Below are 26,102 nucleotides of genomic sequence, written 5' to 3'. Positions count from 1 at the left end.
GGCTTTTCGCCGCCCACAAACTTGCATTCAGGATGATCGATGCTCCTAAACAACGAACGGCTTCCCCTGACCCTCACGCTTCTGGCAGGGGCTGCCATGGTGGCCCTGACAGCGTGGCAGGGCTACCGTTTCTGGCAGATGGAAAGCCAGCAAGGTGATTATGGCACTGCACAGCCGCGGGTTTCCGAGTCCGCTCCGGCCCGGGAGCCGCCCGGTGTTGACCTCTCTTCCCTGGACCTGTTCGGGGCGGCCACCGGGGACAGCACATCGACGGAGATTGATACCGAAAACCTGCCGGAAACCAACCTTCGGCTATTCCTGCGCGGCGTTCTGGCCGCGGACGGCGATTTTCCCGGCAGCGCACTGATCGAAGACGACAAGAGCAAGACCGAAGCCTACCTGGTGGGCGATCAACTGCCCGGCAATGCGAAGCTTCGGTCGGTCCACCCAAACCGCGTAATCATTGAACGCGCCGGTAAGCTTGAGAACCTGTATTTCCCGGAGTCGGAGGATCGCGAAGGGATGTCATTCACCGCAGATCGTGAGGCCGAACCGGTCAACGCCGTCCAGCCTTCGGCTTCGGTCACAACCTCCGTAGCGCCAGCCACCGCCGCGAGCGATGATCAGCGCCGGGAGGAAATCCGCCGGCGCCTTGAGCAGCTCAGAGAACGCCTGCGGAACAATAACTGAGGCCCCTATATACCTGCATAACTGCGATACCTGCATACTTGCGCTGTGGCTGCCGGTTTCCGTCGCGGGTGTCTTTGAGTTCCGCTGGCGGTAAATGACAGCATCCCTGGCGCCAACCGACACCTGCGCCCGGCGCAAACCCTATAGAATGCGCTCACATTCGTTTTAAATCCGGGAGAAAGAGAAAGATGCGACGCTGGAACGGCTGGGGCGATGAGGCGTTCAATCTGGCAATGCCGGAACAGGGCCATGACTTTCTGGCCAGCAAGATCGGGAACGGCCGTCCGCTGGCCGACACAACCCTGGAGTCGGTTTGTGCCAGGGTGCCGGAAACCCGACTGCATCCCGGGCCTGACCTGGAGGCCCTGATCGATACCACGCCGGAAACGCGGGTTCGGCACGCCCGGGGCCAAAGCCTTGCTGACTGGCTTGCCATGCGCAGCGGCGATTTTGGCGTGTTCCCTGATGGCGTCGCCTATCCGGCATCGAACGAAGATGTCCGGAAACTGCTTGCCTGGGCGGCGGAGCAGCAGATCAACGTGATTCCCTACGGTGGCGGCACCAGCGTAGCCGGGCATATCAATCCGGTCGACAACGGCAAGCCCGTGCTGACCGTGGATATGGGCAGAATGAACCGCCTGCTGGATCTGGACCCGGACAGCCAGATTGCCACCTTTGGAGCAGGCACCCCCGGTCCACTTGTAGAATCCCAGCTTCGGGCCCACGGCTATACCCTTGGCCATTTTCCGCAGTCCTTTGAACTGTCCACCATCGGGGGCTGGGTGGCTTCCCGCTCCAGTGGCCAGCAGTCCCTGCGTTATGGCCGAATTGAGCAACTCTTTGCCGGCGGCCGCGTTGAGACCCTGCAAGGCACCCTTACCCTGCCCACCATCCCGGCCTCGAGCGCCGGCCCGGATATCCGCGAGATGGTATTGGGCTCCGAGGGTCGGATCGGCCTCATTACCGAGGTTAAGGTGCGCGTAACCCGGCTACCTGAACACGAGAGCTTCCACGTTGTCTTCTTTCCGGACTGGGAGCGTGCCCGCACTGCAAGCCGAATGCTGGTCCAGAATCGAACCCAGCTGTCCATGCTGCGCCTCAGTAACGCCGTGGAGACCGAAACGCAACTCGCCCTTGCCGGTCACCCCCGGCTGATCGGCACCCTGGAACGCTTCCTCTCGCTCCGCGGCGCCGGAACCGGCAAATGCATGATGACGTTCGGAGTCACCGGAAGCCGGCGCCAATGCCGGAATACCCTGCAGGAGGCCCGCCGCGTCTGCAAGGCTCACAAAGGGGTCTACACCGGCACCCGGCTTGGTGATAAGTGGGCCGCCAAACGGTTTACCATGCCCTACCTCCGGGAGGCGCTCTGGCAGATGGGCTATGCTGTCGACACGCTAGAAACCGCAACCGACTGGGACAATGTCGATAACCTGCTGGGGCTTATCGAGACCAACCTTCGGGAAGGGTTGGCGGATAAACAGGAAAACACCCACGTGTTTACCCACCTGTCCCATTTTTACAGTCAGGGCTGCAGCATCTACACCACTTACGTCTTCCGGGTAGGCGACAGTTACGAACAAACCCTCGCTCGCTGGCAAAGGCTCAAGACAAGCACCTCCGAACTGATTGTGAACAACCGGGGCACCATCAGCCATCAGCACGGTGTTGGCAAAGACCATGCGCCCTACCTGCCAGTGGAGAAAGGCGAGCTGGGTATGCTGGCGATCCGTTCCCTGTGCCACACCTTTGACCCGGGCGCCCTTCTCAATCCGAAGACCCTGGTGGAGTGAGACGAATCATGACGCGGGCTGAGACTCTTAAAGCGCTGACAACCGACAACGCCGGGTTCGATGTGGTTGTGATTGGCGGCGGCATCACCGGGGCCGGCGTTGCCAGAGAAGCGGCGGGCAGCGGTCTGCGCACCCTGCTGGTTGAACAGAAAGACTTTTCCTGGGGCACTTCCAGCCGTTCCTCAAAGATGGTTCACGGAGGACTGAGGTACCTGGGCAGCGGGCACTATGGTCTGACCCGGGACGCCGTCCGTGAGCGCGAACGATTAATGGCGGAAGCACCGGGGCTTATCGGCCCACTGCGATTCATCATGCCTCACTTCAAAGGCCAGTTTCCCGGGCCGCGCCTGTTCCAGCTGCTGCTCCGGGCTTACGACTTCATCGCTCACTCTCCAAGCCGGCACTTTCTGAGCCCGGCCCAATCAGAGCTGTGGGTTCCCGGACTAACCACCGAAAATCTGGCAGGGGCCAGCGGCTTCACCGACGCCGTTACCGACGATTCCAGGCTGGTACAACGGCTGATTGCAGAGGCCCGCAGGGACGGTGCCATCTGCCTGAACTACACACGTGCTCAGGAGGTAAAGCGCAGCCAGGGCAAAGTGTCCGGGCTGGTTATCCAGCCAGAGGAGGAAGACACTCCGATAGAGGTATCCGCCGATCTGGTGATCAATGCAACGGGTGCCTGGGCCGATCGACTCCAGACCGGCGGGAACGCCACCAAGGCCATGACCATCCGCCCCCTTCGCGGCAGCCATCTGGTACTGCCCTGGTCGTGCTTGCCCGTGTCCTGCTCGGTATCGCTGTTTCATCCGCAGGACCGTCGCCCGGTGTTTGCCTTTCCCTGGCAAGGTACAACCGTTCTGGGCACCACCGACCTGGACCATGAGGGCAGCCTGGATCAGGAGCCCGTCATTTCAGAGGCGGAAACCGAGTACCTGCTTCAGATCGCTTCTCGCCTGTTCCCGGCCACTCCCATCTCCCGATCCAACATACTCTCAACCTGGGCCGGAGTGCGGCCCGTGGTCACGGATGGCACCGGCAAAGCACCGTCAAAGGAAAACCGCGAACACTCGATTCGACAAGACCGGGGGCTCATCAGCATTGCCGGCGGCAAGCTGACGACGTTCCGTGTGATTGCCCGGGAAGCCCTGAAAATGGGTCTCGGGGAAAGTGCAGGCCGCCTTCTGCGGCCGGACAGCCAGGCGGTTTTCCAGACTGCGCCAAAACTGGTGCGGCCGGAGCAGGTCAGGCATCAGACCTGGCAGAGACTGCAAGGATATTACGGACCCGACCTGAATCAGTTGGTTGCATCGGGCCCCATGGAGCCTGTGGTGCCGGACCGCCATGGAGATTTGCTCTGGGCAGAGCTGCTATGGGCCTGCAAGGCAGAAGATGTTCGGCATCTGGACGATCTGCTGCTGCGAAGAACGCGACTTGGCCTGATTCTGGCCGAGGGTGGCAAGGCGCTGTTGCCGGCGATCAAACTCCGCTGCCAGGCAGCGCTGGGCTGGGATGACCAGCGCTGGGCAGAAGAAGAGACCCGCTACCTCGGTATTTACCAGAGCGCCTATTCCCCTGCCCCGGAAGGAATCGCCCAATGCCAGCTGAACCCCTGATCCTGGCCATCGATAATGGCACCCAGAGCATCCGCGCCCTGCTCTTTGACACCAAAGGCAACCTGATTGGTAAAGGCAAACAGGAGATCGAACCCTACTTTTCCAGGCAACCCGGCTGGGCCGAGCAGCATCCGGAATACTTCTGGAAGCAGCTCGGCGAGGCCTGCAGATTACTGTGGCAGACAACCACTGCAATGCCTGACCAGGTGGCTGGCGTTACCGTGACCACTCAACGGGGAACCGTGATCAATCTGGATGAGAACGGCCAACCGCTGCGGCCGGCAATCATCTGGCTGGATCAACGCCACGCACGGGTTGATGGCCCCGTCAAAGGTCCCTGGGGCTGGCTGTTCAAACTGGCCCGCCTTGAAGACACCATCAATCGGTTCCGGGAAAAAACCCAGGCCAGCTGGATTGCCCAGAACGAACCCGAACTCTGGGCCAGAACCCGACATTTCCTGCTGCTTTCCGGATATCTCAACTATCGCCTTACCGGCGAGTTCAAAGACTCAACCGGCAGCCAGGTGGGCTATCTGCCCTTCGATTACAAAAAACACCGCTGGGCTGGTCCCAGGGATTTCAAATGGCAGACCATGCCGGTCACCCCGTCCATGCTGCCGGAACTGGTATCACCCGGTGAAACCCTGGGGTATCTGACTCAGGAGGCCGGCCAGCATCTGGGCCTGAACCGGAAGTTACCGGTCATCGCGGCAGCATCGGATAAAGCCTGCGAGATTCTCGGTTCGGGCGGCCTGACACCGGACATCGGCTGCATGAGTTACGGCACCACCGCTACCATCAATACCACCAGCAAGCGTTACGTAGAGCCCGTCCGGCTGATGCCGCCCTATCCTTCTGCGCTTCCGCGCCACTATTCCACTGAGGTCATGATCTACCGGGGCTTCTGGATGGTGAGCTGGTTCAAGCGGGAATTCGGCCTGCGCGAACAGAAAATCGCGGAACAACGGGGAATCGAACCCGAGACGCTGTTTGATGAACTGGTCAAGGCCGTCCCGCCAGGTTCCATGGGCCTGATGTTGCAACCCTACTGGTCACCGGGCGTGCGCCAACCGGGGCCGGAAGCGAAAGGATCCATTATCGGTTTCGGGGATGTGCACACCCGCTCACACATTTACCGGGCCATACTCGAGGGGCTGGCCTATGCGCTGCGCGAAGGCAAGGAGAAGATCGAAAAACGGAGCGGTGTGAAGATCAAAAAGCTCCGGGTGGCCGGCGGCGGCTCCCAGAGCGATGCCGCCATGCAACTGACGGCCGATGTGTTCGGACTCCCCGCTGAACGCCCCCACACCTATGAAACCTCGGGGCTCGGCGCCGCTATCGACGCGGCTGTGGGCCTCGGGCTTCACCCGGACTTTGACACCGCCGTCGCCGAAATGACCCGGGTCGGGGACGTGTTTTCCCCCAATGAGAAAACCCGGGCTCTCTACCAGAAGCTTTATTCCGAGGTGTACCTGCGCATGTACCCGCAACTTCAGCCGCTATACCGGAAAATCAGGGAGATAACCGGCTACCCGGGCTGATACGGTCTGCAATCCTGGCGGAAGGCGGACCCTACGACGCCTTCTCCACAGCGTCCGCCAGCATCTCGGCGGTAATGGCCGACAACGTCCAGCCCAGATGACCATGGCCCGTGTTGTAGAACACGGTCGGCAGACGGCCCGGTCCGACTCGCGGCATCATGTTGGGAAGCATGGGGCGCAAACCCGCCCAAGGTACAACACGGCGTGTACAAACCCCGGGGAAACACTGCTCGACCCAGCGGGTGAGCGGCCGGATCCGGTCATCCTTGATATCGCGGTTGTAGCCGCTGAATTCCGCGGTACCGGCAACACGGAAGCGACCATCACCGAGCCGGCTGGTGACAATCTTGGTGGCATCGTCCAGCAGACTGACCGTCGGTGCGGCTTTCTGAGAGGCTTCGTCGTCAAGCTCAACCGTGATCGAATAGCCTTTGACCGGGTAGATATTGACCCGGTCCCCCAGCTTTGATGCCAGCCCCCGGCTACCAACACCCGCACAGATCACCACGCCATCGAAGGTATCCCGGGATTGCTCTTCTCCATCGTGCACTGTAATCCAGGCACTGTTTTCGTCCGCACTCAGCTCGGTCACCGTGTGGCCATAGCAGGTTTTAACGCCAAGTCGCTGGATGGCATCCGCCAGCCCGTTGGTGAACTTGTGAATATCACCTGTGGAATCACTCTCGGTGAAAAAGCCGCCGTAATAGGTGCCTGCCAGAGTCGGCTCAATGGCCTTCATTTCCTCCGGAGTGACGGACCGGCGCTCCAGGCCGCCAGCGGCCAGAAGCCGTGACACCCTGGCAGCGTGATCAAACCCGGCCTTGTCGCGATAAATGTGCAGAATGCCCTGCTTCTTGAGATCGAAATCGATCCCCTCTTCCTGCGCCCAGGCAAACAGGTGATCACGGGCAGCAATGGCCAGACGGGCGGTTTCGGTGGTGTTCTTCTCGTACTGGGGAATTGCAGCCATGAACTCGGCGAACCAGCTCAGTTTATGCCAGGAGGGTTTGGGATTAACCAGTAACGGCGCATCCCGGCGGGACATCCACTTGATGCCCTTGATCACTGTCTGCCAGTTATTCCAGACCTCCGCATTAGAGGCCGACAGCTGGCCACCATTGGCGAAGGAGGTTTCCATCGCCGCATAACGGTGCGTCTCGTAAACAGTGACATCCAGCCCGCGCTTGGCAAGGGTGTAAGCCGTGGTAATACCTGTGATACCACCGCCAATAACAGCGATTCGCTTCATTACAGTCTCCGTGAGGCGTCCAGGGTTTCCTTTCTACGCAACATGGTAGAAAGCACCCCTTCCGTCACGGGACCTGAGAGATTCACGGGCCGTTTCAGCGAAACCGGCCGCTTGCTCCTTCGGTGTGCCGACTGACGCGATTGTCGACAGCTCTTCGGAAAGTTTTCATGCCAGCGGTCCTTTTGCCTGAGAGTTTCCGGGGCAGTTGCTCCTTCGGCGCTGATCACACTTATGTGTGATTCAGTCTCTCCCGCTGACATGTCTGATCTGCATCTGGTGCCTATCAAAGCGTATAAGATAGCAAATAACCCGGGGGCAGGAAACCGGGCTGCCGCACGGGAGCCTGATGCGGGAACACATGGCCTTTGGCGCCTTATACCCACCCCTGCATAACCCCCTGCTTTGGTTACCATCACAGGGATGTTCACGATACAACACCACGCTCCCGGAGCACCCTGATCTCCTCGGGGGACAGCCCCGCAATGTGCTGCAGGACCTGTTCCGACTGTTCCCCTAACAGCGGCGGTGCCGCTCGGTAGGTCACCGGTGTCAGTTTCAGCTTGATTGGATTGCCGACCATCGGTACCTCGCCCAGGTCCGGATGCGAAACAGACTGTTTCATCCCCCGCGCAAGGACCTGGGGATCATCAAATACCTGATCCAGGGTATTCACCGGCCCACAGGGCACACCTGCCCCCTCAAGGATTTCCACCCACTCCCGGGTAGACCGCATCACCGTGGCCTGCCTCAGTTTCGGGGTCAGCTCCCTGCGGTTGGCCACCCGGGCTCGGTTCGTCGCAAAGCGCTCATCGCTCGCCCAGTCCGGATGTCCGAGCACGTCACACAGCCGGGCAAACTGCTGATCGTTGCCGACGGTCAGCACCATGTTGCCGTCCGCGGTAGGGAAATCCTGATAAGGAACGATGTTGGGATGGGCATTTCCCATCCTGGCCGGTGCCTTGCCCGTAGTCAGGTAATTCATCGCCTGATTGGCCAGGCAGGCCACCTGCACATCCAGCAGCGCGGTCTCCACATACTGGCCCTCGCCGGTCCGGTCCCGGTGGCTGAGGGCAGCAAGCACGCCGATGGTGGCGTATAACCCGGTCATGATGTCCGTCAGGGCTACCCCGACCTTCATTGGCCCGGCCCCGGGCTCGCCGTCCGGCTGCCCGGTAATGCTCATCAGCCCGCCCATGGCCTGGATCAGGAAATCATAGCCGGGCCGTTTCGCGTAGGGGCCATCCTGGCCAAATCCGGTAATCGAGCAGTAGATGAGTTTGGGGTTGATGCGTTTCAGGCTGTCATAATCCAGGCCATGGCGTTTGAGGCCGCCCACCTTGAAGTTTTCCAGCACCACATCCGATTCGGCCACCAGCTTGCGGATCAGTTCCTGCCCCTCGGGATGGGCGATATCGATCGCCAGGGACTGCTTGTTCCGATTGGCGGTCAGGAAGTAGGCGGAGAGCTCGGCGCTGCCATCAACTCCCTGCAGATAGGGCGGCCCCCAGGAGCGGGTGTCGTCACCGGTTCCCGGGCGCTCGATCTTGATGACCTCCGCGCCCAGATCCCCGAGGATCTGCCCCGCCCAGGGGCCGGCCAGGACCCTGGAAAGGTCCAGGACACGAAGGTGCGACAAAGGGCCTGACACCCGGCTCTCCTTGCAAGCGGGCATTTAGCGCATGCCACCGAGGCAGAGATACTTGAGCTCCATGAACTCGTCCAGACCATAGCGGGAGCCTTCCCGACCCAGGCCGCTTTCCTTGACGCCGCCAAAGGGGGCCGCCTCGGTGGAAATGATCCCCTCGTTGATCCCGATCATGCCGGTCTCAAGCGCCTCGGCTACGTGCCAGATGCGCCGGATGTCGTTGCTGTAGAAGTAGGCCGCCAGACCAAATTCCGAATCGTTGGCCATGGCGATTGCCTGCTCCTCGGTATCAAACCGGAACAGCGGCGCCACCGGGCCAAAGGTCTCCTCACGGGCCACCAGCATGTCCTGGGTGACGTCGGTGAGGATGGTTGGCTCGAAGAAGGTGCCGCCGAGGGCGTGCTCCTGCCCTCCCAGAACCACTTTTGCCCCCTTGCCGGTGGCATCGGCGATATGCCGCTTGACCTTGTCCAGGGCCGCCTGATTGATCAGCGGACCCTGGTGGGTCTCGCCTTCGAGACCGGCGCCCACCACCATCTTGCTGACGGCTTCCTTCAGCTTTTCAGCAAATTCGTCGTACACGCCGGACTGGACATAGATGCGGTTGGCGCAGACACAGGTCTGCCCGGTATTGCGGTACTTTGAGGCCATCAGTCCGGCCACCGCGGCATCGAGATCGGCATCGTCAAACACAATGAACGGAGCATTGCCACCCAGCTCCAGGCTCACTTTCTTGACCGTGCCGCTGGCCTGGCGCATAAGCAGTTTGCCTACCGGCGTGGAGCCAGTGAACGACACCTTGCGCACTGCCGGGTTGGTAGTCAGCTCCTCGCCTACCTCCGGCGCCCGGCTTTTCGAGCAGGTAATGATGTTAAGGACCCCCGGTGGAACACCGGCCTCCTCTGCCAAAGCCCCCAGAGCGAGGGCGCACAAGGGTGTGTCTTCCGCGGGCTTGACCACCGCCGGGCAGCCAGCGGCCAGGGCCGGCGCCACCTTTCGGGTAATCATGGCTACCGGGAAGTTCCAGGGCGTGATCGCCGCCACCACCCCGATGGGCTGTTTGATCACCACAATCCGCTTGTCCCGACCGTGGCCCGGAATCACGTCGCCGTAGGCCCGTTTGGCTTCCTCGGCAAACCACTCGATGAAGCTGGCGCCGTAACCTACCTCACCGCGGGCTTCCGCCAGAGGCTTGCCCTGCTCCGCCGTCATCAGGCGAGCCAGGTCTTCCTGATGCTGCATCACCAGATCGAACCAGCGGCGCAGTATACCCGTTCGTTCCCTGGCCGGGCGGGCACGCCATTCCGGCCATGCGGCCTCCGCCGCCCGGATGGCCTGCCGGGTGTCGTCGGCGTCCATATCCGGCACATTCGCCAGATGCTCACCATTGGCCGGATTGGTTACCGGGAGTCGGATACCTGAACGGGCCTGGACCCATTCGCCGTTGATATAGGCGCTTTCGCGCACAAGTTCCGGATTCGCCAATCTGATAGTCATCACAGTCCTCACAGGAGAGAGTCAGCGCCCTCAGAGCAGATAGCTTTCAATTACATCCCTGACAAACGCAGCATAGTCGTCAACGGCAACATTCTGGTCACGGTATTTTCTGCGCTTCAGGTACCAGTCCTGCAACAGGGCCTTGGCCATCGACGCAACGAGGCGGGCATTTCTTGAGCGGTAAACCCCCGCCTCAATGCCGTCTTCAATTAACCCCAGGAAGATCTCTTCGATCTCCAGCTCAATGGCAACCGCGTCGCGTTTTTCCTCAGCCGGCAGTCTCGTCGCTTCCATGTAGGAAAAGTAGAACCAGGCCCGCATCAGTTCGCTCAGGTACAGGTGTGCCTTGATCGCCGCAAACAAACGGTCACGGACATCCGGGACCTCTGCGGTGTAATGCAGCAGGGTCCGGCGCGTGATAATGAAGCCGTGGCTCTGGATCAGATGGATCAGGTCGTCCTTGTTGCGGATATAGGCATAGAGGCCACCCATGCTCATTCCGGAATCCCCACACAGATCCCTGAGCGTCATGGCATGGAAACCCTTGGAGTTGGCCAGCCGCAGGGTCGACTCGATGATCCGGGTCAGATTTCTGACCGCCGTCGCCTCCTTCTTGATGCTGATCCGTTCCTTGTTCTGACGGTAAACATCACGGATCACATCCTCCTTGGACATGCTGAGTTCACCACGAAATGCCTCATAATTCTCGATCATAGCTGCCACGCCTGTCTGCTCCTGCGGGCGGGGATTATAAGCCAGATTATGCCACCGAGAGGAACCGGTCCTGGGTGGCCTGATCAGCACGCAACTCATCACTGCTCGCTTCATGCACTACCTGACCCTTTTCCAGGATGTAGGCTCGCTGGGCATGCTTGAGGGCAAACCGCACGCTCTGGTCGGTGAACAGGATGGTTGTAGTCTGACTGAGGTCGTCAATCAGCTCACCAATCTGCTGCACAATAACCGGGGCCAGTCCTTCATTGGGCTCATCCAGCAGCAACAGTCTGGGCTGAATCATCAGGGAACGCGCCACCGCCAGCATCTGCTGCTGGCCGCCAGACAGGGTGGCACCGTCCTGGTCCGCCCGCTCACCAAGCATTTCGTACTTCTTGAGGATGCCATCCACCGTCCAGCGGGCGGTACTGCCCTTGCGTTGATAGGAGGCCACATCCAGGTTGTCCCGCACCGTCAGCCCGGGGAATATCCGGCGATCTTCCGGCACATAACCGATGCCTGCGCGGGCAATCCGGTGCGCGGGCCAGCCCTGGACCGGCTTGCCATCATAGATCACCTCTCCGGATCGCGGCGGCGTCAGCCCCATAATACTTTTCAGGGTTGTGCTCTTTCCCGCACCGTTACGGCCAAGGATGCAAACCGTCTCACCGGCTTCGAGCTGAAGGGTAACACCCTGGAGCGCCTGACTCTCACCGTAGAACGTCTGGATATTGCGAACATCAAGAATCATGGATTGGCCTCCTCGACCGCCTCGTCGTCTTCCTCACCCAGGTAGGCGACACGAACCTCCGGATGGTTCTTCACTTCCTCGGGTGTACCGGCAAACAGCTTTTCGCCACGGTGCATGACCAGAATCCGGTCCGCCAGGTTGAAAACCACGTCCATGTCGTGCTCGGTAATCATGAACGTGTAGTCACCACTGTCCGCAAGCTTCTTGATCAGCCGGGTGGTGCGCCGGGTTTCATCCGGGGTCATCCCGGCGGTGGGTTCGTCCAGCAGTACCAGCTTGGGTTGTGTCGCCAGCACCATGGCGATTTCCAGCAATCGCTTGTCGCCGTAACTGATGACTTCGGCACGCTGGTCCCTGAGGCTGTCGATGCCCAGGCGCTGCAGAAACTCGACCGCCTCCTGCTGAATTCCGGTGTTGCGGGAAGCAATGTTGAACAGCTTGCGGCTGTGGCCGTGATAGGCCGACAGCACCACCTCCACATTCTCCTGCACCGTCATCTCCGGGAAGATGTTATTGATCTGGAACGACCGGGATACTCCCAGCCGGCTGATCTTGTGGGGCGGCAGGCCGGTGATATCCCTGCCGTCCAGCATGATCTTGCCTTCAGTCGGCTGCATCCGGCCGGAAACCATGTTGTAGAAGGTTGTCTTGCCGGCACCGTTGGGGCCGATAATGGCAATGGTTTCCTTCGGCATGACCTCCAGGTTAATTCCAGATACCGCAGTGACTCCGCCAAAACGCTTGGTCAGGTTAGCTATGGTAAGGATTGGATTACTCATTTCTTCACCTCCATCCACCAGTCAATGACAGTACCCAGCAAACCCTTGCGGAAGAAAATCACCATCATGGCCAGGATGATGCCCAGAACCAGCATCCAGGATTCGGTATAACTGGTGATCCAGGTTTCCAGCAGCACAAACACCGCGGAACCGACGAAGGGCCCGAGAAAATACCCAGTGCCACCGAGGATGGCCATCAAAATCGGTTCGGCGGACATGGACCAGTGCAAAAGTTCCGGGCTCGCCACCCGCAGGAACGGTGCGATCAGGCCACCGGCCAGGCCCGCAAAGCTGCCGGCAATAACGAAAGCCACCAGACGGTAGGTGCGTACGTTCAATCCGGCAAAGGACACCCGTTCCGGATTCTGACGGATGGCCCTGAGGATCATGCCGAAAGAGCTGCGACAGATCACGTAGAGCACCACCGAGGCAACAGCCACGATCCCCAGCACCACGTGGTAATAAACCGACGGATTGGCCAGGGTCAGATCAAGGCCGAGCCCGAAGGAACCCAGGGTAAACCCGGCAAGGCCGTCACTGCCGTTGGTTACCGAACGCCACTGGTAGGCGATGGCAAAGACCATCATGCCAAAGGCCAGGGTGAGCATGGCAAAGTACACCTCGTTGAGCCGGACGCTCAGGAAGCCGATGACCAGCGCCAGCAGCGCGGATGCCCCCATGGAAACCAGCAGGCAGGCCAGGAACGGCCACTCCAGATGGATCAGTACCAGTGCCGTGGCGTAAGAGCCGATACCAAAGAAGGCGGCATGCCCGAAGCTCAGCATGCCGGTATAGCCGAAAATCAGGTTGAAGCTGGCCGCGAACAAACCCAGGATCAGGATCTCGGTAAAAATAAAAACATAGAAATAGGAAGCGATCCAGGGCACCGCAATCAGCCCCGCGATCACCACAGCCAGAATGGCCATCAGAACCTTGGTCTTCATGCGGCTGCCCCCTTGCCCATAATGCCGTTTGGCTTGAACAACAGAACCAGTGCCATGCCTACAAACGGCAACAGCAGGTTCACTTCCGGCAGGTAGCGGCCACCGAAGCCGTGAATCAGGCCCAGGATGATGGCGCCGAGCAAGGCACCCGGGAAGCTACCCAGACCGCCAATCACCACCACAATGAACGATTCGATAATGATCTTGTCCCCCATGCCGGGATCCAGTGCACGCATGGGTGCGGCCATCACACCGCCGACGGCGGCCAGCCAGGCGCCAAAGGCAAAGACGCCGGTCACCACCATCCGGGTGTTGATGCACAGGGCCTCGGCCATGTCCCGGTCCAGTGCGGCTGCCCGCATGACGCGGCCGACGCGGGTGCGGTTGAACAGGTACCACAGCCCGGCCAGCAACAGCAGGCCGACGACAATCACAAACAGGCTGTAGGTGGCAACGGAACTGCCCAACAGTTGCACCGAACCGGAAAGCAGCTGCGGCGGCTGGACCACATGAATACCACTACCCCAGATCATCCGCACACTCTCGTTGATGATCAGCAGGATGGCGAAGGTCAGTAGCAGGCTGTCTGCCACGTCCCGGGAATAGATGAAGCGCAACAGGACCCGGTCGATGATCACCGCCAGGATGGCGACACCCATCGGAGCCAGTATCAGGGCCACCCAGAAGGGCATGCCTGCAATATTGATCAGGGTGAAGGCCAGGTAGGCCCCCAGCATGTAAAGTGCCCCATGGGCAAAGTTGATGATGTTCAGCACACCGAACACGATATTCAGGCCCACTGCGATGATAAACAGCAGCAGCCCGATATCGAGACTATTCAGCAACGCCGCTCCGATGCCAGACATGGATTACCTCATTAGGTTAGGGCCGGTTCCGTAGCGCCCCGGAGGACGCCACGGCAAGCGTAAGAACAACAATCAGATCAGAGCTTGCAACCGGTCTCTTCGATAGTGCGGGCTACTTTTTCGCCGTCAAAGATCCGCAGGTTGGTCAGCGTGCGGATGCCGTGCTCCGGATGCATGGGGCCGGAAACACCCCAGTTCGGACTGACCATCGCCTGGTGATCACCCTCACGGAAAGTCACCGTGCCGTTCGGCGCCTCCAGGCTCATGCCGCTGAGTGCCTTGGCGACGGCAGGACCTTCGGTGGTACCGGCTGTTTCCATGGCCTTTTTATAGGCATAGATAGCCGCATAGGCGCCCTCGGCGTTGTAGCTCGGGGGAGTGCCGTAGGCGTCGATGTACGCCTTGACGAAGCGATCGTTCACCGCGTTGTCATAGGCCTCATACCAGTAACGCGTGGACAGATGCACACCCTCTGGCATTTCCTCACCCAGGGCGGACAGTACTTCTGTAGCCGCCCCGACGGTAAACATCACCTCCAGGTCCTTTTCGAAGAACCCACGGGTATTGGCCTGGCGGATAAAGTTGACCAGGTCACCACCCCAGACGGAGATGAGCACACCCTCGGCGTCGGAGTCCATTACACGGTCAATGAATGGGGTGAAGTCCTCGGCCCCGAAGCGCGGAAAGTTGGTCTCCGACATCAGGTTCACTTCCGGCTTGATGTCCTTGAGGTAGTTACCGAAGAACTCCCAGGACTGGTGGCCGAAGGCGTAGTCCGGACCGATGGTGGTCCAGTTGGTGGCATCGGTTTCCGCGGCCACCAGGGCGGCAGCCTTCATGTTCTGGGCCACGTTCACACTGATGCGGTAGGTAAACGGATTACACAGACTGCCGGTGACATCCGGCGTGGCGGCGTGGGTAATGATCAGCGGCTTCTGCAGCTCTGGCATGGTCGGAACCATACCCTGGGCAACACCCGAGCTGTCCAGACCCACCAGGGCGTCAACACCCTCGGAGTAAACCAGTTTCCGGGCTGCCTGAATGGCTACCGATGCCTTGCCCTGGCTGTCCTCATAGACCATTTCGACCTGGCGACCCAGGATGCCGCCCGAAGCGTTGATTTCGTCCACCGCAAGGTTGATGCCCTTCTGGGCAAACTCACCGTAGGTGGCGGCACTGCCGGAGAGAATGTAGATGCCCCCGATCCGGATCGGATCCTCGGCATAACTGGTACCGGCGGTACCCAGCGTAGCGGCTGCGGTCATCGCAACCAGGAGTTTCCTGATGCTCGTTATTTTCATGATAATGCTCCTGTGTTCTTGTCTTTGTTGTCACTGGAACTTGCAGACCCGTTGAATCAGGCCCGGTTTTCGTCGCTGTGAATGCGTTGTTTTCGCTATCGCAACCTCCCGCCGACCATGGTCAGCCTAATCATCGGGACAGCCCGGTCATCGTGACAGCCCGGTCATCGTGACAGAGAGTCCCGGAGAATGTTTTTGCGGATCTTGCCGGTGGCGGTCTTGGGCAATTCACCAAGCACCACCTTCCGCGGTGCCTTGAAGTGCGCCATGCGCTCCCGGCAAAAGGCAATAATCTCCTCGGGGGTGGGTGCCTCGCCGTCGTCGACCGGATTGACAAAGGCACAGGGTACTTCGCCCCACTTTTCGTCGGCCATTGCCACCACCGCCGCCTCGGAGACCTTCGGGTGCCGGTAAAGAACCTCTTCCACCTCCAGGCTGGAGATGTTCTCGCCACCGGAAATGATGACATCCTTGGCACGATCCCGGATTTCCACATAGTGATCCGGGTGCATGACGGCCAGGTCACCGGTATGAAACCAGCCGTCCCTGAACGCCTTCTCCGTGGCTTCCGCATTCTTCAGGTAGCCCTTCATCACGGTATTGCCGCGGATACAGATCTCGCCCATGGTGTTGCCATCGGCAGGCAGCGGTTCCCCACTGTCCATATCCAGCACCGCGACCTCGTCCAGACCATGGGTGGGAACACCCTGGCGGGACATTTTCACTGCCCGTTCCTCCAACGGCAGCTGCTGCCATTCCGGCTGGAGCACACACAGTGCCGAAGGGCCGAATGTCTCCGTCAGGCCATAAAGGTGAGTAACCTGGAAGCCAATGTCCTCCGCCTTATGGATCACGCTGCTGGGGGGCGCCGCGCCACCCAGGGCAAAGTGGGCGGGCCGGGACAGTGTCAGGCCTTCGCGTCCCAGGTCCTGCAGCAACATGTTCATCACTACCGGCGCGCCGCACATGTGGGTCACACCGTAGTCCTCGATCCGGCGGTAGATTTCCATGGCGTCCACCTCCCGCAGGCAGACGTGGGTGCCGCCCACCGCCGTGATCGCCCAGGTGTAGGCCCAGCCGTTGCAGTGGAACATCGGCAGGGTCCACAGGTAGACGGTCTCGGCGGTCATGTCGAACACCATGGCGTTGGTCATGGCCGCCAGGTAGGCGCCGCGATGGTGGTAGACCACACCCTTGGGATTGCCGGTGGTGCCTGAGGTGTAATTCAGGGTAATGGCGTCCCATTCATCGGCGGGCCGTTGCCAGGAGGCCTCCGGATCGCCCTCCGTCAGCAGGTGCTCGTAGCCCAGGTCTGCCAGGCCCTCGCTCGCCCCCGCCTTGCGCTCGATGGCCACCAGCAGCGGCGGCACCTCCAGCTCGGCAATAGCGGCCCGGATCTCGTTCTCCCACTGGGTGTCGTAGAACAGCACCCGGGCTTCGCCATGGGCCAGGACAAAGGCTATCGTGGCCGAGTCCAGGCGGATATTGATCGAATTGAGCACCGCCCCGGCCATCGGCACCGAGTAGTGGGACTCCAGCATCTCATGACTGTTCGGGCAGAGGATGGCCACCGTGTCGCCGGGGTTGATGCCGCGGCGACGAAGCGCATCGCCCATCTGGCGACAACGCTGGTAGAGCTGCCGGTAGGACAGTATCCGGTCATCATCGATGACTGCCCGCTTGTCCGGGAAGATCCGTGCCGAGCGCTGGAGCAGACTCAGTGGTGTCAGCGCGGAGTGGTTGGCGGCTGTCTTGTCGAGGTTGTTGTACTTGTTCATGGTTCACCGTTTCAGATAGCCGGGGTTGTTGATCCGCAACCGGGCCTCCGTGAGGTTCCGGAGCACCGATCGCACGGCCGGATCGGCGCCATCGAGGTGACGCTCTCGAACGGCCCGGGCAAGGGCGGCCTCAGCCTCACCGGCGGTAGCTTTGAGGGACCGCTCCGCCAGGAATGCCCGGACGGTTCGGTCGGTTTGCTCCGGTTGGCCCTGCTCGCGCTGCTCAAGCTCCCGGATTGCCATACCCATGGCATTGGCTACCATCAGCGCCTGGTATTTGCGCTCTCCCGTCAGCTCCGGGGCCACTGAATCCAGCAACACCTGGCGGGCCTCGGTGAGCAAATCCCGGGTTTCCGGTTGGTTGATCATTGCCCATCCTCCAGTTCCTGAATCTGGTTCAGCAGGTCGGATTCCATCTGGGCCACCATGCGGCCGGTCAGTGCCAGTTCCAGCGAACGCTGTTCACCGGACATGTGCCTGCGCGCCTGCTGCAACGCGATCATCGCCCAGCGCACCAGGGCCATGACTTCCCAGTAACTCACCGCCGCCGGGTCAAGGTCGGTTCCGCTTGCTTCCCGGTAACCGTCCAGAAGATCCTGTTTGGCTCCGACGCCACCAACTTCCCGGTCATCCGCCCCAAATCGCCAGCTGCGGCAACAGAGCCAGCCCAGATCTTCACAGGGATCGCTCCAGGCGGCGAATTCCCAGTCCAGGACAGCGGTCAGCTCGTCACCGTCCATCATGTAGTTGCCGGTCCGGAAATCACAGTGGCACAGCACCGTCGGGCCCGGTTCCGGCGCACGGTCCTCCAGCCAGTTCAGCGCCCACTCCAGCACCGGATGGGGCTCACCGATCTCTTTCAGATAGCGGCGATACAGCGCGACCCGACTCAGGGCCGGATTGTCCGGATCCGGCAGTGCCAGAAACTCCAGCGACTCCTGCGGTGGCCTCACTGTGTGTAGCCTGGCGAGCTCGGCACCCAGCCTGCGCACGATGTTCCGGCGCTGCTCTTTGGTGAAATCCGCTTTGACAAGCTTGCGCGGTGAGGCGCTGCCCGAAGCCCGGGTCATGACATAGAACACCCGCCCACTGACCTCAGTATCCTCGCACAGCCAGAGCGGCTCCGGAGCGGTAACCCCGGCCTGAAACGCCGCCTGCAGAACCTGGAATTCCTCAGGCCTGGACAGGCTCTCCGACACCCCGGAGGGGGCGTCCTGCCGGACCACAAATTCCTGCCGCCCCGGCCGGCTGCCGCCCTCCAGCTCCAGGGTCAACCCGAAGTTGTCCTGGATGGCGCCCCCGGAGAGCTTGTCGAAATCGATAACCCGGGCACTCCGGGCACCGGTTTGCCGGGCAATGAATGCGCTGAAGGTGTCGGCAAGCGCAGACATCAGGCCTTCACTCCCCAGTGCCAGAAGTCCGTACGCTCCGCCAGCAGGGTCTTCGAGAACACCATCTTGTGTATTTCCGAGGCCCCATCCACCAACCGCGCCTGGCGGGCATAACGGTAGATCCACTCCAGCGGGGTATCCTTGGAATAACCCCGGGCACCGCACAGCTGAATGGCCGTGTCCACCGCCTTGTGCAGGGTGTCGGCCACCGCGACCTTGGCCATGGAAACTTCCTTGCGGGCGAAGTCACCCTGGTCCAGCTTCCAGGCAGCGTGCATGGTCAATAGCCGGCCGATCTGGATCTCCATCGCGGCCTCGCCCAGCAGCCACTGCACGCCCTCGCGCTGGGCCAGGGTCTGACCGAAGGATTCCCGGGTATCGACATACTCGGTGGCAATCTCCAGGGAGCGACGGGCCAGGCCGAGCCAGCGCATGCAGTGGGTCAGACGGGCCGTGCCCAGGCGGATCTGGGTGACCTTGAGGCCGTCACCGACCTCCATCAGCCGGTTCTCATCCGAAATTTCCAGGCCATCGAACCGGAGCTCGCAATGACCGCCGTGCTCTTCCGGCCCCATGATCGGAATCCGCCGGACGATCTCCCAGCCCGGATCATCCTTGTGGAACATGAAAGCGCTCAGGCCCTTGCGGGTATCGTCGGAAGTCCGGGCAATCAAGATGAAATGGGACGCTTCGGCGGCGCCGGTAATATAGTGCTTGTGGCCGTGGATGACCCACCGGTCGCCCTTGCGCGTGGCGGTAGTCTGCATCATGCCGGGATCCGAGCCGCAGCCGGGGGGCGGTTCGGTCATGGCAAACGAAGACCGTACCTTGCCCTCCACGATGGGTTTGAGCCAGCGCTCCTGCTGGGCCTCGGTCGCCACCTTCGCCAGCACGATCATGTTGCCGTCGTCCGGTGCCGAGGAATTGAACACCACCGGCCCGAAAATCGAGCGGTTCATTTCCTCGTAACAGGCCGCCATACCGGAGACATCAAGCCCCTGGCCGCCCAGATGCCCAGGAATCTGCAGGCACCACAGGCCCTGCTGTTTTGCCTTGGCGCGCATCTTCTCGAGATGGTCGTGCGCAATGTTCTCATGCTCATCGTAGGCCTCCGGGTTCTGCTCCAGCGGCAACAGTTCCTGTTCCACAAAATCCCGGATGCGTTTTCGGTAAGACTCGTTCCTGGCGTTCAGATTGAAGTCCACAGCCCACTCCTTACAGTGAGGATTGAAGATGACCGCCATCAACCACAAGGGTGCTGCCGGTCATGTAGTCGGAAAGCCCTGAAGCCAGAAGCAGCAACGGACCGGAGAGATCATCGGCCTGCCCCAGGCGACGCTGGGGAATGCGACGGATCATTTTCTGACCGGGTTCACTGGCGAAGAAATCACGGTTCAGGTCGGTTTCAATGTACCCCGGTGCCAGCGCGTTGACGCGGATACCGTAACGGGCCCATTCGAGCGCAAGGGCACGGGTCAGCTGCTCAACGCCGGCCTTTGCGGCGGCATAAGGCGCCACGTTGCCGGCCACGCGATGGCCAAGAATGGAAGAAATCATGATGATGCTGCCGCCCCGGTTGATTGCCGAGAGGCGGCGTGCCGCTTCGTTGCTGACCAGCCAGCAGCCCTTGAGATTGGTGTCAATCACCCGGTCCCAGTCCGAACCGGTCAGGTTCAGTGCCTTCTTGCTGGTCGCCACGCCAGCATTGGAAACCACGACATCGGGGATGGCAATGTCATCGGCCATGGTGTCGAACGCTTCAGTGACGCTTGCCTCGTCGGTGACATCCATGGTGACAACATGGACCCGATCAGCATGCTCGGGAAATTCAACCTTGAGGGACTCCAGTGCCTCGCGGCGGCGGCCACTGACAATGACCGTTGCACCGGCCTCCAGCAGGCATCGGGTAAAGCTGTGGCCCAGGCCGCCTGCCGCACCGGTAACCAGTGCAGTCTTGCCGTCCACGCGCAGGGACCAGTTTGTGTTGCCAGGGTTCGTGTTATTGGAATTGTTCATATTTCGACCTCCGGAATATAAAAATAGAACGAGCGCTCGAATTATTCAAGTTTCAGATCGAACCGGGACCCGGAAACCGAAAATACCCCGGGGCGTTAAATTGCGACCAAACCCCGATCAGGAGTACACTTATTGTGTACACAAATGGGGTAAAGGTTATGCAGACAATCAATGTCCGGGAAACCCGGGAAAAACTCTCAAATCTATTGGACGCCGTGGCCGCCGGAGAAGAGATTGTTATCCTTCGCCATGGCAAACCTGCTGCGCGCCTGACCGCAGCCCTGCCAGAAAAAATTCAGTTTCCGAACCGGTCAGAACTCAGGGCCTCATTGCCCCCCTCCCGGGAAAGTTCCGCTCGGGCGGTGCGGCAGCTCAGAGACGATGAGCGTTATTGATGGTTTACTTTGACACCAGCGCCGTTCTGCCCTATTACCGCCAGGAACGCACCAGCGATCAGGTTCAGGCTTTGCTTGAGTCACAGACCAGGCCTGTTCTTATCAGTCATCTGACAGAAGTTGAGGTTGCAAGCGCACTGGCCCGTTGGGTTCGAATGGGGGAACTCAGTGAGCCTCAGGCGAACCGTATCGAAAGTGCGTTCCATGACGATGTAAGTCATGGCCGCTTCACCCTTTGCCCCATTGAAACGACCCACTATCAACGAGCGAGCCACTGGATTGGAACAAGGAAGACGAGCCTGAGGACGTTGGATGCGCTTCACCTGGCCTGCGCGGAACATCACCAGGCCCGTTTAATCAGCGAAGACGAGGCGCTTGTGAACGCAGCCATTTTCTTTGGCATCGACGCCAGCCTTGCTTCAAAGAGCGTCTGAGTACCATGGCGAGTCCTAAACATCTCACCCGCACACTTTTTGAGCACTGGGAAACCGTTGAATCCTTGGTCAGGGCCACCCGGGATATGCCGGCGTTCTCCGAAGAGCAGATCCTTGCAGCGATTCGACAGGCCCAGCCGGCACTGGATGACAATCAAGTCGGTGATGCCCTGCGCAAACTTTTTGCCAGTGGCGTGCTGGAGGTTCAGAGTCGCTCTGAACGCTTTGTGGTGAATGCCCACGTGTTGGAATTTGTGCGTGGTTTGACTCATGAACACGAACTGGGGCTGTCTTCGGTCATCCAGGCACGCATTGAGGCCATTCGTGGCGCGACAGAAACGCTCACCTCCGGCATAGAGGCGGGTGATACCGGCCAGCAAACCTCTGCAATTAATCGGCTCTCCACCCTGTTCAGAGACATTGCCCGCCAACTGGAGCAGGACCGCCACGCCATCGCGGAGTTGGCCGAACAGGCCAAGTCATCCGATACCCGGGCCCCCATTGCCAGGCGCTACAAGTCCGTGCTCGATGCCTATGACCAGTATGTTGAGCCGATGAACGCGATGATGGATTCCGGCCCTTCAGGCATTTTCTATCATCATCTGGCAGCGGCGGAAGAGGCTCTCGACCTTGGCTACAACCGTCTGGTAACCAAGGGTGCACTGTACAGCCACCTGAACCGTCTCAGGCACGTTGGTTACCAGGCAAAGGAATTGCGCCGGCTGGGGCGAGTCACGGCCCAGCAGTGTGCCGACATTCTGTTGCCCCTTCGGGAGGAAGCACGCCAGCATAACAATCTGTCCTCCGCCATAAGCCGCCTGCTGGGCCAGGTCCGAAAAAAGGGCCTCAACCGGGCGTTTCGGAAGCGGCAGGGTCAACCCTGGTTGCCGGTCTGGCGTGTGCACCAGAGCCGCAGTGTGTCCGTGGGGGACCAGGTGAAAACCATCATGGCCGAGGCCAGGAATTTTGAGCCCAATGAACAGGCCTTCCCGGACGAAGTGGATGCAGCGCCCGTGGCCATTGCGGAGTGGATTGACGAAGACCAGCTCCGACAACAATTGTTGACCGGGCTTCCGGTTTACAACCTGCTGGAATGGCTGCGGCAACACTACCCCTCCCTGCCTGACCAGGTCCTCCTGAGACTTTATCATGACCTTGCGAGGGAGGATCAATGGGAAACACAATTGGAGGCAGAGCCCACAACTACAAGCCTTTCAAAGGTTTCTGTCCTTTACTGGCCCTACCGCCTGGTCCAGCCCGATCCAGAAGCCAATGATCCTTTAAGCGAGCCCTCTAAGTGAGATCCGTGAGTGACAACTGTGAGTAGCAACTGTGGATAATACGAGCCAATTCAATCAGATCGCGGATAACCTGCCGAGCCTGGCCCAGCTTTTCCGGTGGTTCAGCCGGGGCCGCCACCTGAACCGCCTCGCGGAACCGGCGTTATGGGAAGAGCTTGAACGCAATATCAACGACTATCAGGCCATCTTTACGGCGTTGGGACACGAACTTCGTCTCGATGGACGTGGGTTTGCCTGGTTCCATCAGGACGAAGGCAGCGCGACAACCAACAAGGCCACGCGCCAGTTGGCCCTGTTGTTCATGGTCCTTTTCGACACTCAGGCGGATGCGGGCATACCGCTGATGAAATTCGGGCACTGGCGCATTGATCAGACTCTGCTAACCACTGTTTACGAGCAACATCAGGACCTGCTGGATGCGGAGGAGCTGGATCTACCCGGTTTGTCAGGGTTAATGAAAACCGCCGAAAACTTCGGCTTTGCCCGTTTCGATTCCGGAGCCTGGCAATTGCTGCCGGCGGTGTGTCGCTACCTGGACCATTACGAAGAACTGGCCAGCCAGGTGGATCAGGCCGAGGATGTGTCCTGGGCTGGCGATCAGGATGACGAGGATGATACCCCATGAGCTCAGATTACGGTTTCCAGCAACTGGTGCTCCTCAACAGTGCCGGGTACGAACGGGCAGAGCTTCCCCTGGATGAGTCCGTCTCTCTCATCGCCCCGAACAACACCGGCAAAACCAGCCTGATCAACGCCCTGCAATACCTGCTGATCATCGACAAGCGGCACCTGGACTTTGGTGCTCATGACAAGGATAAGGCCCGGCGATTCTACTTCCCCTCCAACAGCAGCTATATCCTGCTGGAGGTCACCCTGCCGGAATCCGGTTCCGTGGTACTGGGCTGCGTAGGCAAAGGCTTCAGCCACGACTATGAGTATTTTGCCTACCGGGGGCCTTTGGATATCGAAGAGTACCGCCTGGAAAACGGCAAGCTGGTGACACAACCCCGGCTATTGGAGCAGCTTGCCCACCATGGGCGAACGGCCAACTTCTACTCATCCACGGACTTCGCCGAAATGGTCTACGGCGGCGCCCGCAAGCGCGGACAGACCAGTTCCGACTTTACCGTGTTCCGGCTGGAGAACCGCAACGACGCCAGTGCCTATCGGCAAGTGCTCACCCGAACCCTGCGGTTGGACAAACTGAGTTCCGCCGAAGTGAAACGGCATCTGTTGCAAATCTTCAGCCGCCAGTTGCCGGACTCCGTCGTGGACTTCAAACAGGAGTGGGACAAAGCCTTCGCAGAAGTGAACCAGGACCGGGAGCAATACAATGCCGCCCGCAACCAGCAAGGGCTCATTGACGACCTGGAAAAACTTCAGGAAGAACGACTCACCATACGGGGTCGGATCATTGCCCGGCGCCCGCTGATCGATGATGGTCTGGAGCGCTGGCAAAACCATTACCACACCCAGGGCCAGAGCCTTCAGGACCAGCACCAGAAACTGGAGCGAGAGGAAGCAGAACTGCTGGCAAAAGACCGGGAGCAGACCCGGCGCCAGCTTGAACTTAATCAGAGGCTGCAAACCCTGAAGGCCGAAGAAACGCGCCTTGCGGAGCTGGAGAACCAGTTTGCCCTGGTCACTGCCCGGGCTCAGCTTGAGCAGCAGCTGACCACCGCCATCCAGAACCGTGACCGCCAGATTGCCCTTCTGGCCGGCGCCGACAGTCAGTCCGGCGCAGCTCTCGAACGTCAGATCCAGCGGGAGAAAAAGGAGCTGTCGGCACTGAGCAAGGAGCAGGAGACGCTATCAGACAACCTTTATCTGACCCTGAAGCAACACGTCTCTGAAGAAGGGCTCAACGTTCTCAACAGAAGTCTTAACCGCCAACTGCTCACCCTGTCCCCTCGGGAGTATCAACTGGACTCCGCTGAACTTCACCATTGGCTACAGAGCATGCCGGAGGACAGGTTGCTGCTACCAGGCCTGAACCTGTCCCTCCAGAACCAGTTGCCGCAACATGAGCAACGGTCAGCTGAGGAGATTGCGCGCCTGACCGAAGAATGCCAGGCCCGGCTCCAGGCGCTGGAGGAACAGCAGGCTGCGGCCCGGGAGCTCGATAGCCAACGGAAGCGCAAGCTGGAGCTTGAGCAGGAAGCAAAGAATCTGGAAAAGGGCCTGGAACAGTTTGATGAGTTGAAACGCCTTCAAAACACTCACCCGGACCGACGAAAGGAAATGGGCGCAGCCAACCGGGAACTGACTGAGATTGACCATGCCCAGAAACAGGCCAGCGTCCGACAACAAGCCCTGAGAGATCAGCTCCAGACATTGGCGAACCAAAAGCAAAAGCTGGAGGCCGCGCATCAGGAGATAGATCGCATCCGCCAGAACCGGGGTGATACAGACGAGCAATTTAACTGGCTGGAAGACCTGCCCCACACTCCCTGGGTGGGCGACCCCGAGTTACCCCTCGACCGGTTGGCCGAAACGTTGCGGGAATACCAGCGGGACTGCCAGCGACTGAAAGACCTGGACCGGGACCTCCACCACCTGCGCATCACGCTCCACAGCGGCGGACTGACCAAGTTCCAGTATGCCCCGAGCACGGAGGAGGAAATCCGGCTGATGGTTGAATTTCGCCATCACCTCGCCCGGGAAGCAGAAGCACTGGAAAAGAAAGCCCGCAGCGCCGTGGTCACCGTGACGGCCAGTCTCCGGGATCTTCGGGGCAACCTGCAGTCCTTTGAAAATGCCATGCATGAATTCAATCGGTTAATCAGCCGCAGAAGGCTGTCAGATCTCAAGGTGTTCCGCATCCAGCCGGTTCACGAAAGCCACCTGGTGGACGCCATTGATCTGCTGATACAGACTGCGGAAAAGGTAGAATCCGGTGAGTCCTTTGAGTTGTTCAATCAAACCAGTGTGCTCGACGACCGGCAGCTGGACCAGGCCCGCCAGTTATTGATTGACGAGGGCAGCGCCCGCCACGGCCTGAAGGTGGCCGACCTGTTCCGACTGACATTCGAGCTGGGAAAGGAAAACCAGGACCCTGAGAGCTTTGACGATATCGACAGCGCGGCCTCCAACGGAACCGTGCTCATGGCCAAACTGGTTACCGGACTGGCCATGCTGTACCTGATGCAGGACAAGACCCGTCAGATCCAGGCGTTGTGCTACCTGGACGAAGCCCTGGCCCTGGACGCGGCGAACCAGAAGAGCCTGATCAAGACCGCTTCCGAATTTGGTTTCGCGCTGATCTTTGCCTCACCTTCACCGTTGATCACGGCCCACTACTGCGTGCCTATTCAGCAGAGGAGCAACGGTATGAACCACATCAGCCGCAAACACTGGCAGATCCTGCAACCGTTAGAGGCTGTTGAGGCGTGAGTTCCCAC

The 26,102-nt window shown here is 60.1% G+C and carries 23 protein-coding genes and 1 riboswitch; of the genes, 9 read left to right on the top strand and 14 right to left on the bottom strand.

Translation table 11 applies throughout. The features are described from left to right. The first annotated feature begins 39 nt into the window (after positions 1 to 39). The 4 genes from D0851_RS01350 to D0851_RS01335 all read left to right on the top strand — a co-directional run bounded on the left by D0851_RS01350 (position 40) and on the right by D0851_RS01335 (position 5,640). Complete coding sequence (locus D0851_RS01350) at positions 40 to 690, top strand: type II secretion system protein N (RefSeq protein ID WP_117617017.1); 651 nt, start codon at positions 40 to 42, stop codon at positions 688 to 690. 188 nt (positions 691 to 878) lie between these two features. Beyond that, the gene (locus D0851_RS01345; RefSeq protein ID WP_117617016.1) at positions 879 to 2,483 is read left to right on the top strand and encodes an FAD-binding oxidoreductase; all 1,605 of its coding nucleotides are present in this window, start codon (positions 879 to 881) and stop codon (positions 2,481 to 2,483) included. An 8-nt stretch (positions 2,484 to 2,491) separates the two neighbouring features. Next, positions 2,492 to 4,099, top strand: coding sequence for a glycerol-3-phosphate dehydrogenase/oxidase (locus D0851_RS01340; RefSeq protein ID WP_117617015.1), 1,608 nt, complete (start codon positions 2,492 to 2,494; stop codon positions 4,097 to 4,099). Beyond that, positions 4,081 to 5,640, top strand: coding sequence for an FGGY-family carbohydrate kinase (locus D0851_RS01335; protein ID WP_117617014.1), 1,560 nt, complete (start codon positions 4,081 to 4,083; stop codon positions 5,638 to 5,640). The genes D0851_RS01340 and D0851_RS01335 overlap by 19 nt, the downstream gene beginning before the upstream one ends. A 31-nt stretch (positions 5,641 to 5,671) precedes the next feature. Here D0851_RS01335 and D0851_RS01330 read toward each other — a convergent pair whose 3' ends face one another. From D0851_RS01330 to D0851_RS01265, 14 genes are all read right to left on the bottom strand, one after another. Next, positions 5,672 to 6,889: a D-amino acid dehydrogenase gene (locus D0851_RS01330; protein ID WP_117617013.1), complete on the bottom strand. Its 1,218-nt coding sequence runs from the start codon at positions 6,887 to 6,889 to the stop codon at positions 5,672 to 5,674. A gap of 164 nt (positions 6,890 to 7,053) precedes the next feature. Beyond that, a riboswitch (glycine riboswitch) is annotated at positions 7,054 to 7,152 on the bottom strand. 161 nt (positions 7,153 to 7,313) lie between these two features. Next, a complete protein-coding gene (locus D0851_RS01325; RefSeq protein WP_117617012.1) occupies positions 7,314 to 8,537 on the bottom strand; it encodes a CaiB/BaiF CoA transferase family protein in 1,224 nt (407 codons plus the stop codon). 24 nt (positions 8,538 to 8,561) lie between these two features. Further along, on the bottom strand, positions 8,562 to 10,025 hold the full coding sequence (locus tag D0851_RS01320) for an NAD-dependent succinate-semialdehyde dehydrogenase (RefSeq protein ID WP_117620235.1): 1,464 nt from the start codon (positions 10,023 to 10,025) through the stop codon (positions 8,562 to 8,564). A 36-nt stretch (positions 10,026 to 10,061) separates the two neighbouring features. Then, complete coding sequence (locus D0851_RS01315) at positions 10,062 to 10,745, bottom strand: TetR/AcrR family transcriptional regulator (RefSeq protein ID WP_117617011.1); 684 nt, start codon at positions 10,743 to 10,745, stop codon at positions 10,062 to 10,064. A 46-nt stretch (positions 10,746 to 10,791) separates the two neighbouring features. Next, positions 10,792 to 11,496, bottom strand: a complete 705-nt coding sequence (locus D0851_RS01310) for an ABC transporter ATP-binding protein (RefSeq protein WP_117617010.1) — start codon at positions 11,494 to 11,496, stop codon at positions 10,792 to 10,794. After that, on the bottom strand, positions 11,493 to 12,275 hold the full coding sequence (locus tag D0851_RS01305) for an ABC transporter ATP-binding protein (RefSeq protein WP_117617009.1): 783 nt from the start codon (positions 12,273 to 12,275) through the stop codon (positions 11,493 to 11,495). The genes D0851_RS01310 and D0851_RS01305 overlap by 4 nt, the downstream gene beginning before the upstream one ends. Continuing rightward, positions 12,272 to 13,219 (bottom strand): branched-chain amino acid ABC transporter permease, encoded by a 948-nt coding sequence (locus tag D0851_RS01300; RefSeq protein WP_117617008.1) that lies wholly within the window; start codon positions 13,217 to 13,219, stop codon positions 12,272 to 12,274. The genes D0851_RS01305 and D0851_RS01300 overlap by 4 nt, the downstream gene beginning before the upstream one ends. Further along, a complete protein-coding gene (locus D0851_RS01295; RefSeq protein WP_117617007.1) occupies positions 13,216 to 14,085 on the bottom strand; it encodes a branched-chain amino acid ABC transporter permease in 870 nt (289 codons plus the stop codon). The genes D0851_RS01300 and D0851_RS01295 overlap by 4 nt, the downstream gene beginning before the upstream one ends. Before the next feature lie 77 nt (positions 14,086 to 14,162). Next, positions 14,163 to 15,386, bottom strand: a complete 1,224-nt coding sequence (locus D0851_RS01290) for an ABC transporter substrate-binding protein (RefSeq protein ID WP_117617006.1) — start codon at positions 15,384 to 15,386, stop codon at positions 14,163 to 14,165. 164 nt (positions 15,387 to 15,550) lie between these two features. Continuing rightward, on the bottom strand, positions 15,551 to 17,164 hold the full coding sequence (locus D0851_RS01285) for a long-chain-fatty-acid--CoA ligase (RefSeq protein WP_117617005.1): 1,614 nt from the start codon (positions 17,162 to 17,164) through the stop codon (positions 15,551 to 15,553). 3 nt (positions 17,165 to 17,167) lie between these two features. Next, positions 17,168 to 17,533: a DUF6285 domain-containing protein gene (locus D0851_RS01280; protein WP_117617004.1), complete on the bottom strand. Its 366-nt coding sequence runs from the start codon at positions 17,531 to 17,533 to the stop codon at positions 17,168 to 17,170. Then, positions 17,530 to 18,555 (bottom strand): phosphotransferase family protein, encoded by a 1,026-nt coding sequence (locus tag D0851_RS01275; RefSeq protein ID WP_117617003.1) that lies wholly within the window; start codon positions 18,553 to 18,555, stop codon positions 17,530 to 17,532. The genes D0851_RS01280 and D0851_RS01275 overlap by 4 nt, the downstream gene beginning before the upstream one ends. Further along, positions 18,555 to 19,760: an acyl-CoA dehydrogenase family protein gene (locus D0851_RS01270; protein WP_117617002.1), complete on the bottom strand. Its 1,206-nt coding sequence runs from the start codon at positions 19,758 to 19,760 to the stop codon at positions 18,555 to 18,557. The genes D0851_RS01275 and D0851_RS01270 overlap by 1 nt, the downstream gene beginning before the upstream one ends. 10 nt (positions 19,761 to 19,770) lie before the next feature. Further along, positions 19,771 to 20,571, bottom strand: coding sequence for an SDR family NAD(P)-dependent oxidoreductase (locus tag D0851_RS01265; RefSeq protein ID WP_117617001.1), 801 nt, complete (start codon positions 20,569 to 20,571; stop codon positions 19,771 to 19,773). Between the two features lie 158 nt (positions 20,572 to 20,729). Between D0851_RS01265 and D0851_RS01260 the strand changes: the two genes are divergently transcribed. The 5 genes from D0851_RS01260 to D0851_RS01240 are packed head-to-tail and all read left to right on the top strand — an operon-like array spanning position 20,730 to position 26,094. Further along, a complete protein-coding gene (locus D0851_RS01260; RefSeq protein ID WP_117617000.1) occupies positions 20,730 to 20,966 on the top strand; it encodes a type II toxin-antitoxin system Phd/YefM family antitoxin in 237 nt (78 codons plus the stop codon). After that, entirely contained in the window at positions 20,966 to 21,400 is a 435-nt protein-coding gene (locus tag D0851_RS01255) for a type II toxin-antitoxin system VapC family toxin (protein ID WP_117616999.1), read from the top strand. The genes D0851_RS01260 and D0851_RS01255 overlap by 1 nt, the downstream gene beginning before the upstream one ends. A gap of 5 nt (positions 21,401 to 21,405) precedes the next feature. Continuing rightward, positions 21,406 to 22,701 (top strand): hypothetical protein, encoded by a 1,296-nt coding sequence (locus D0851_RS01250; protein WP_117616998.1) that lies wholly within the window; start codon positions 21,406 to 21,408, stop codon positions 22,699 to 22,701. A gap of 31 nt (positions 22,702 to 22,732) precedes the next feature. After that, complete coding sequence (locus tag D0851_RS01245; RefSeq protein WP_205422249.1) at positions 22,733 to 23,326, top strand: condensin complex protein MksE; 594 nt, start codon at positions 22,733 to 22,735, stop codon at positions 23,324 to 23,326. After that, positions 23,323 to 26,094 (top strand): hypothetical protein, encoded by a 2,772-nt coding sequence (locus D0851_RS01240; protein WP_117616997.1) that lies wholly within the window; start codon positions 23,323 to 23,325, stop codon positions 26,092 to 26,094. The genes D0851_RS01245 and D0851_RS01240 overlap by 4 nt, the downstream gene beginning before the upstream one ends. Positions 26,095 to 26,102 lie beyond the last annotated feature (8 nt).

The organism is Marinobacter sp. Arc7-DN-1 (genome assembly GCF_003441595.1).
Classification (GTDB): domain Bacteria; phylum Pseudomonadota; class Gammaproteobacteria; order Pseudomonadales; family Oleiphilaceae; genus Marinobacter; species Marinobacter metalliresistant.
The sequence above is the reverse complement of the archived record's forward strand: the minus strand, read 5'-3'. Positions and strand labels throughout refer to the sequence as shown.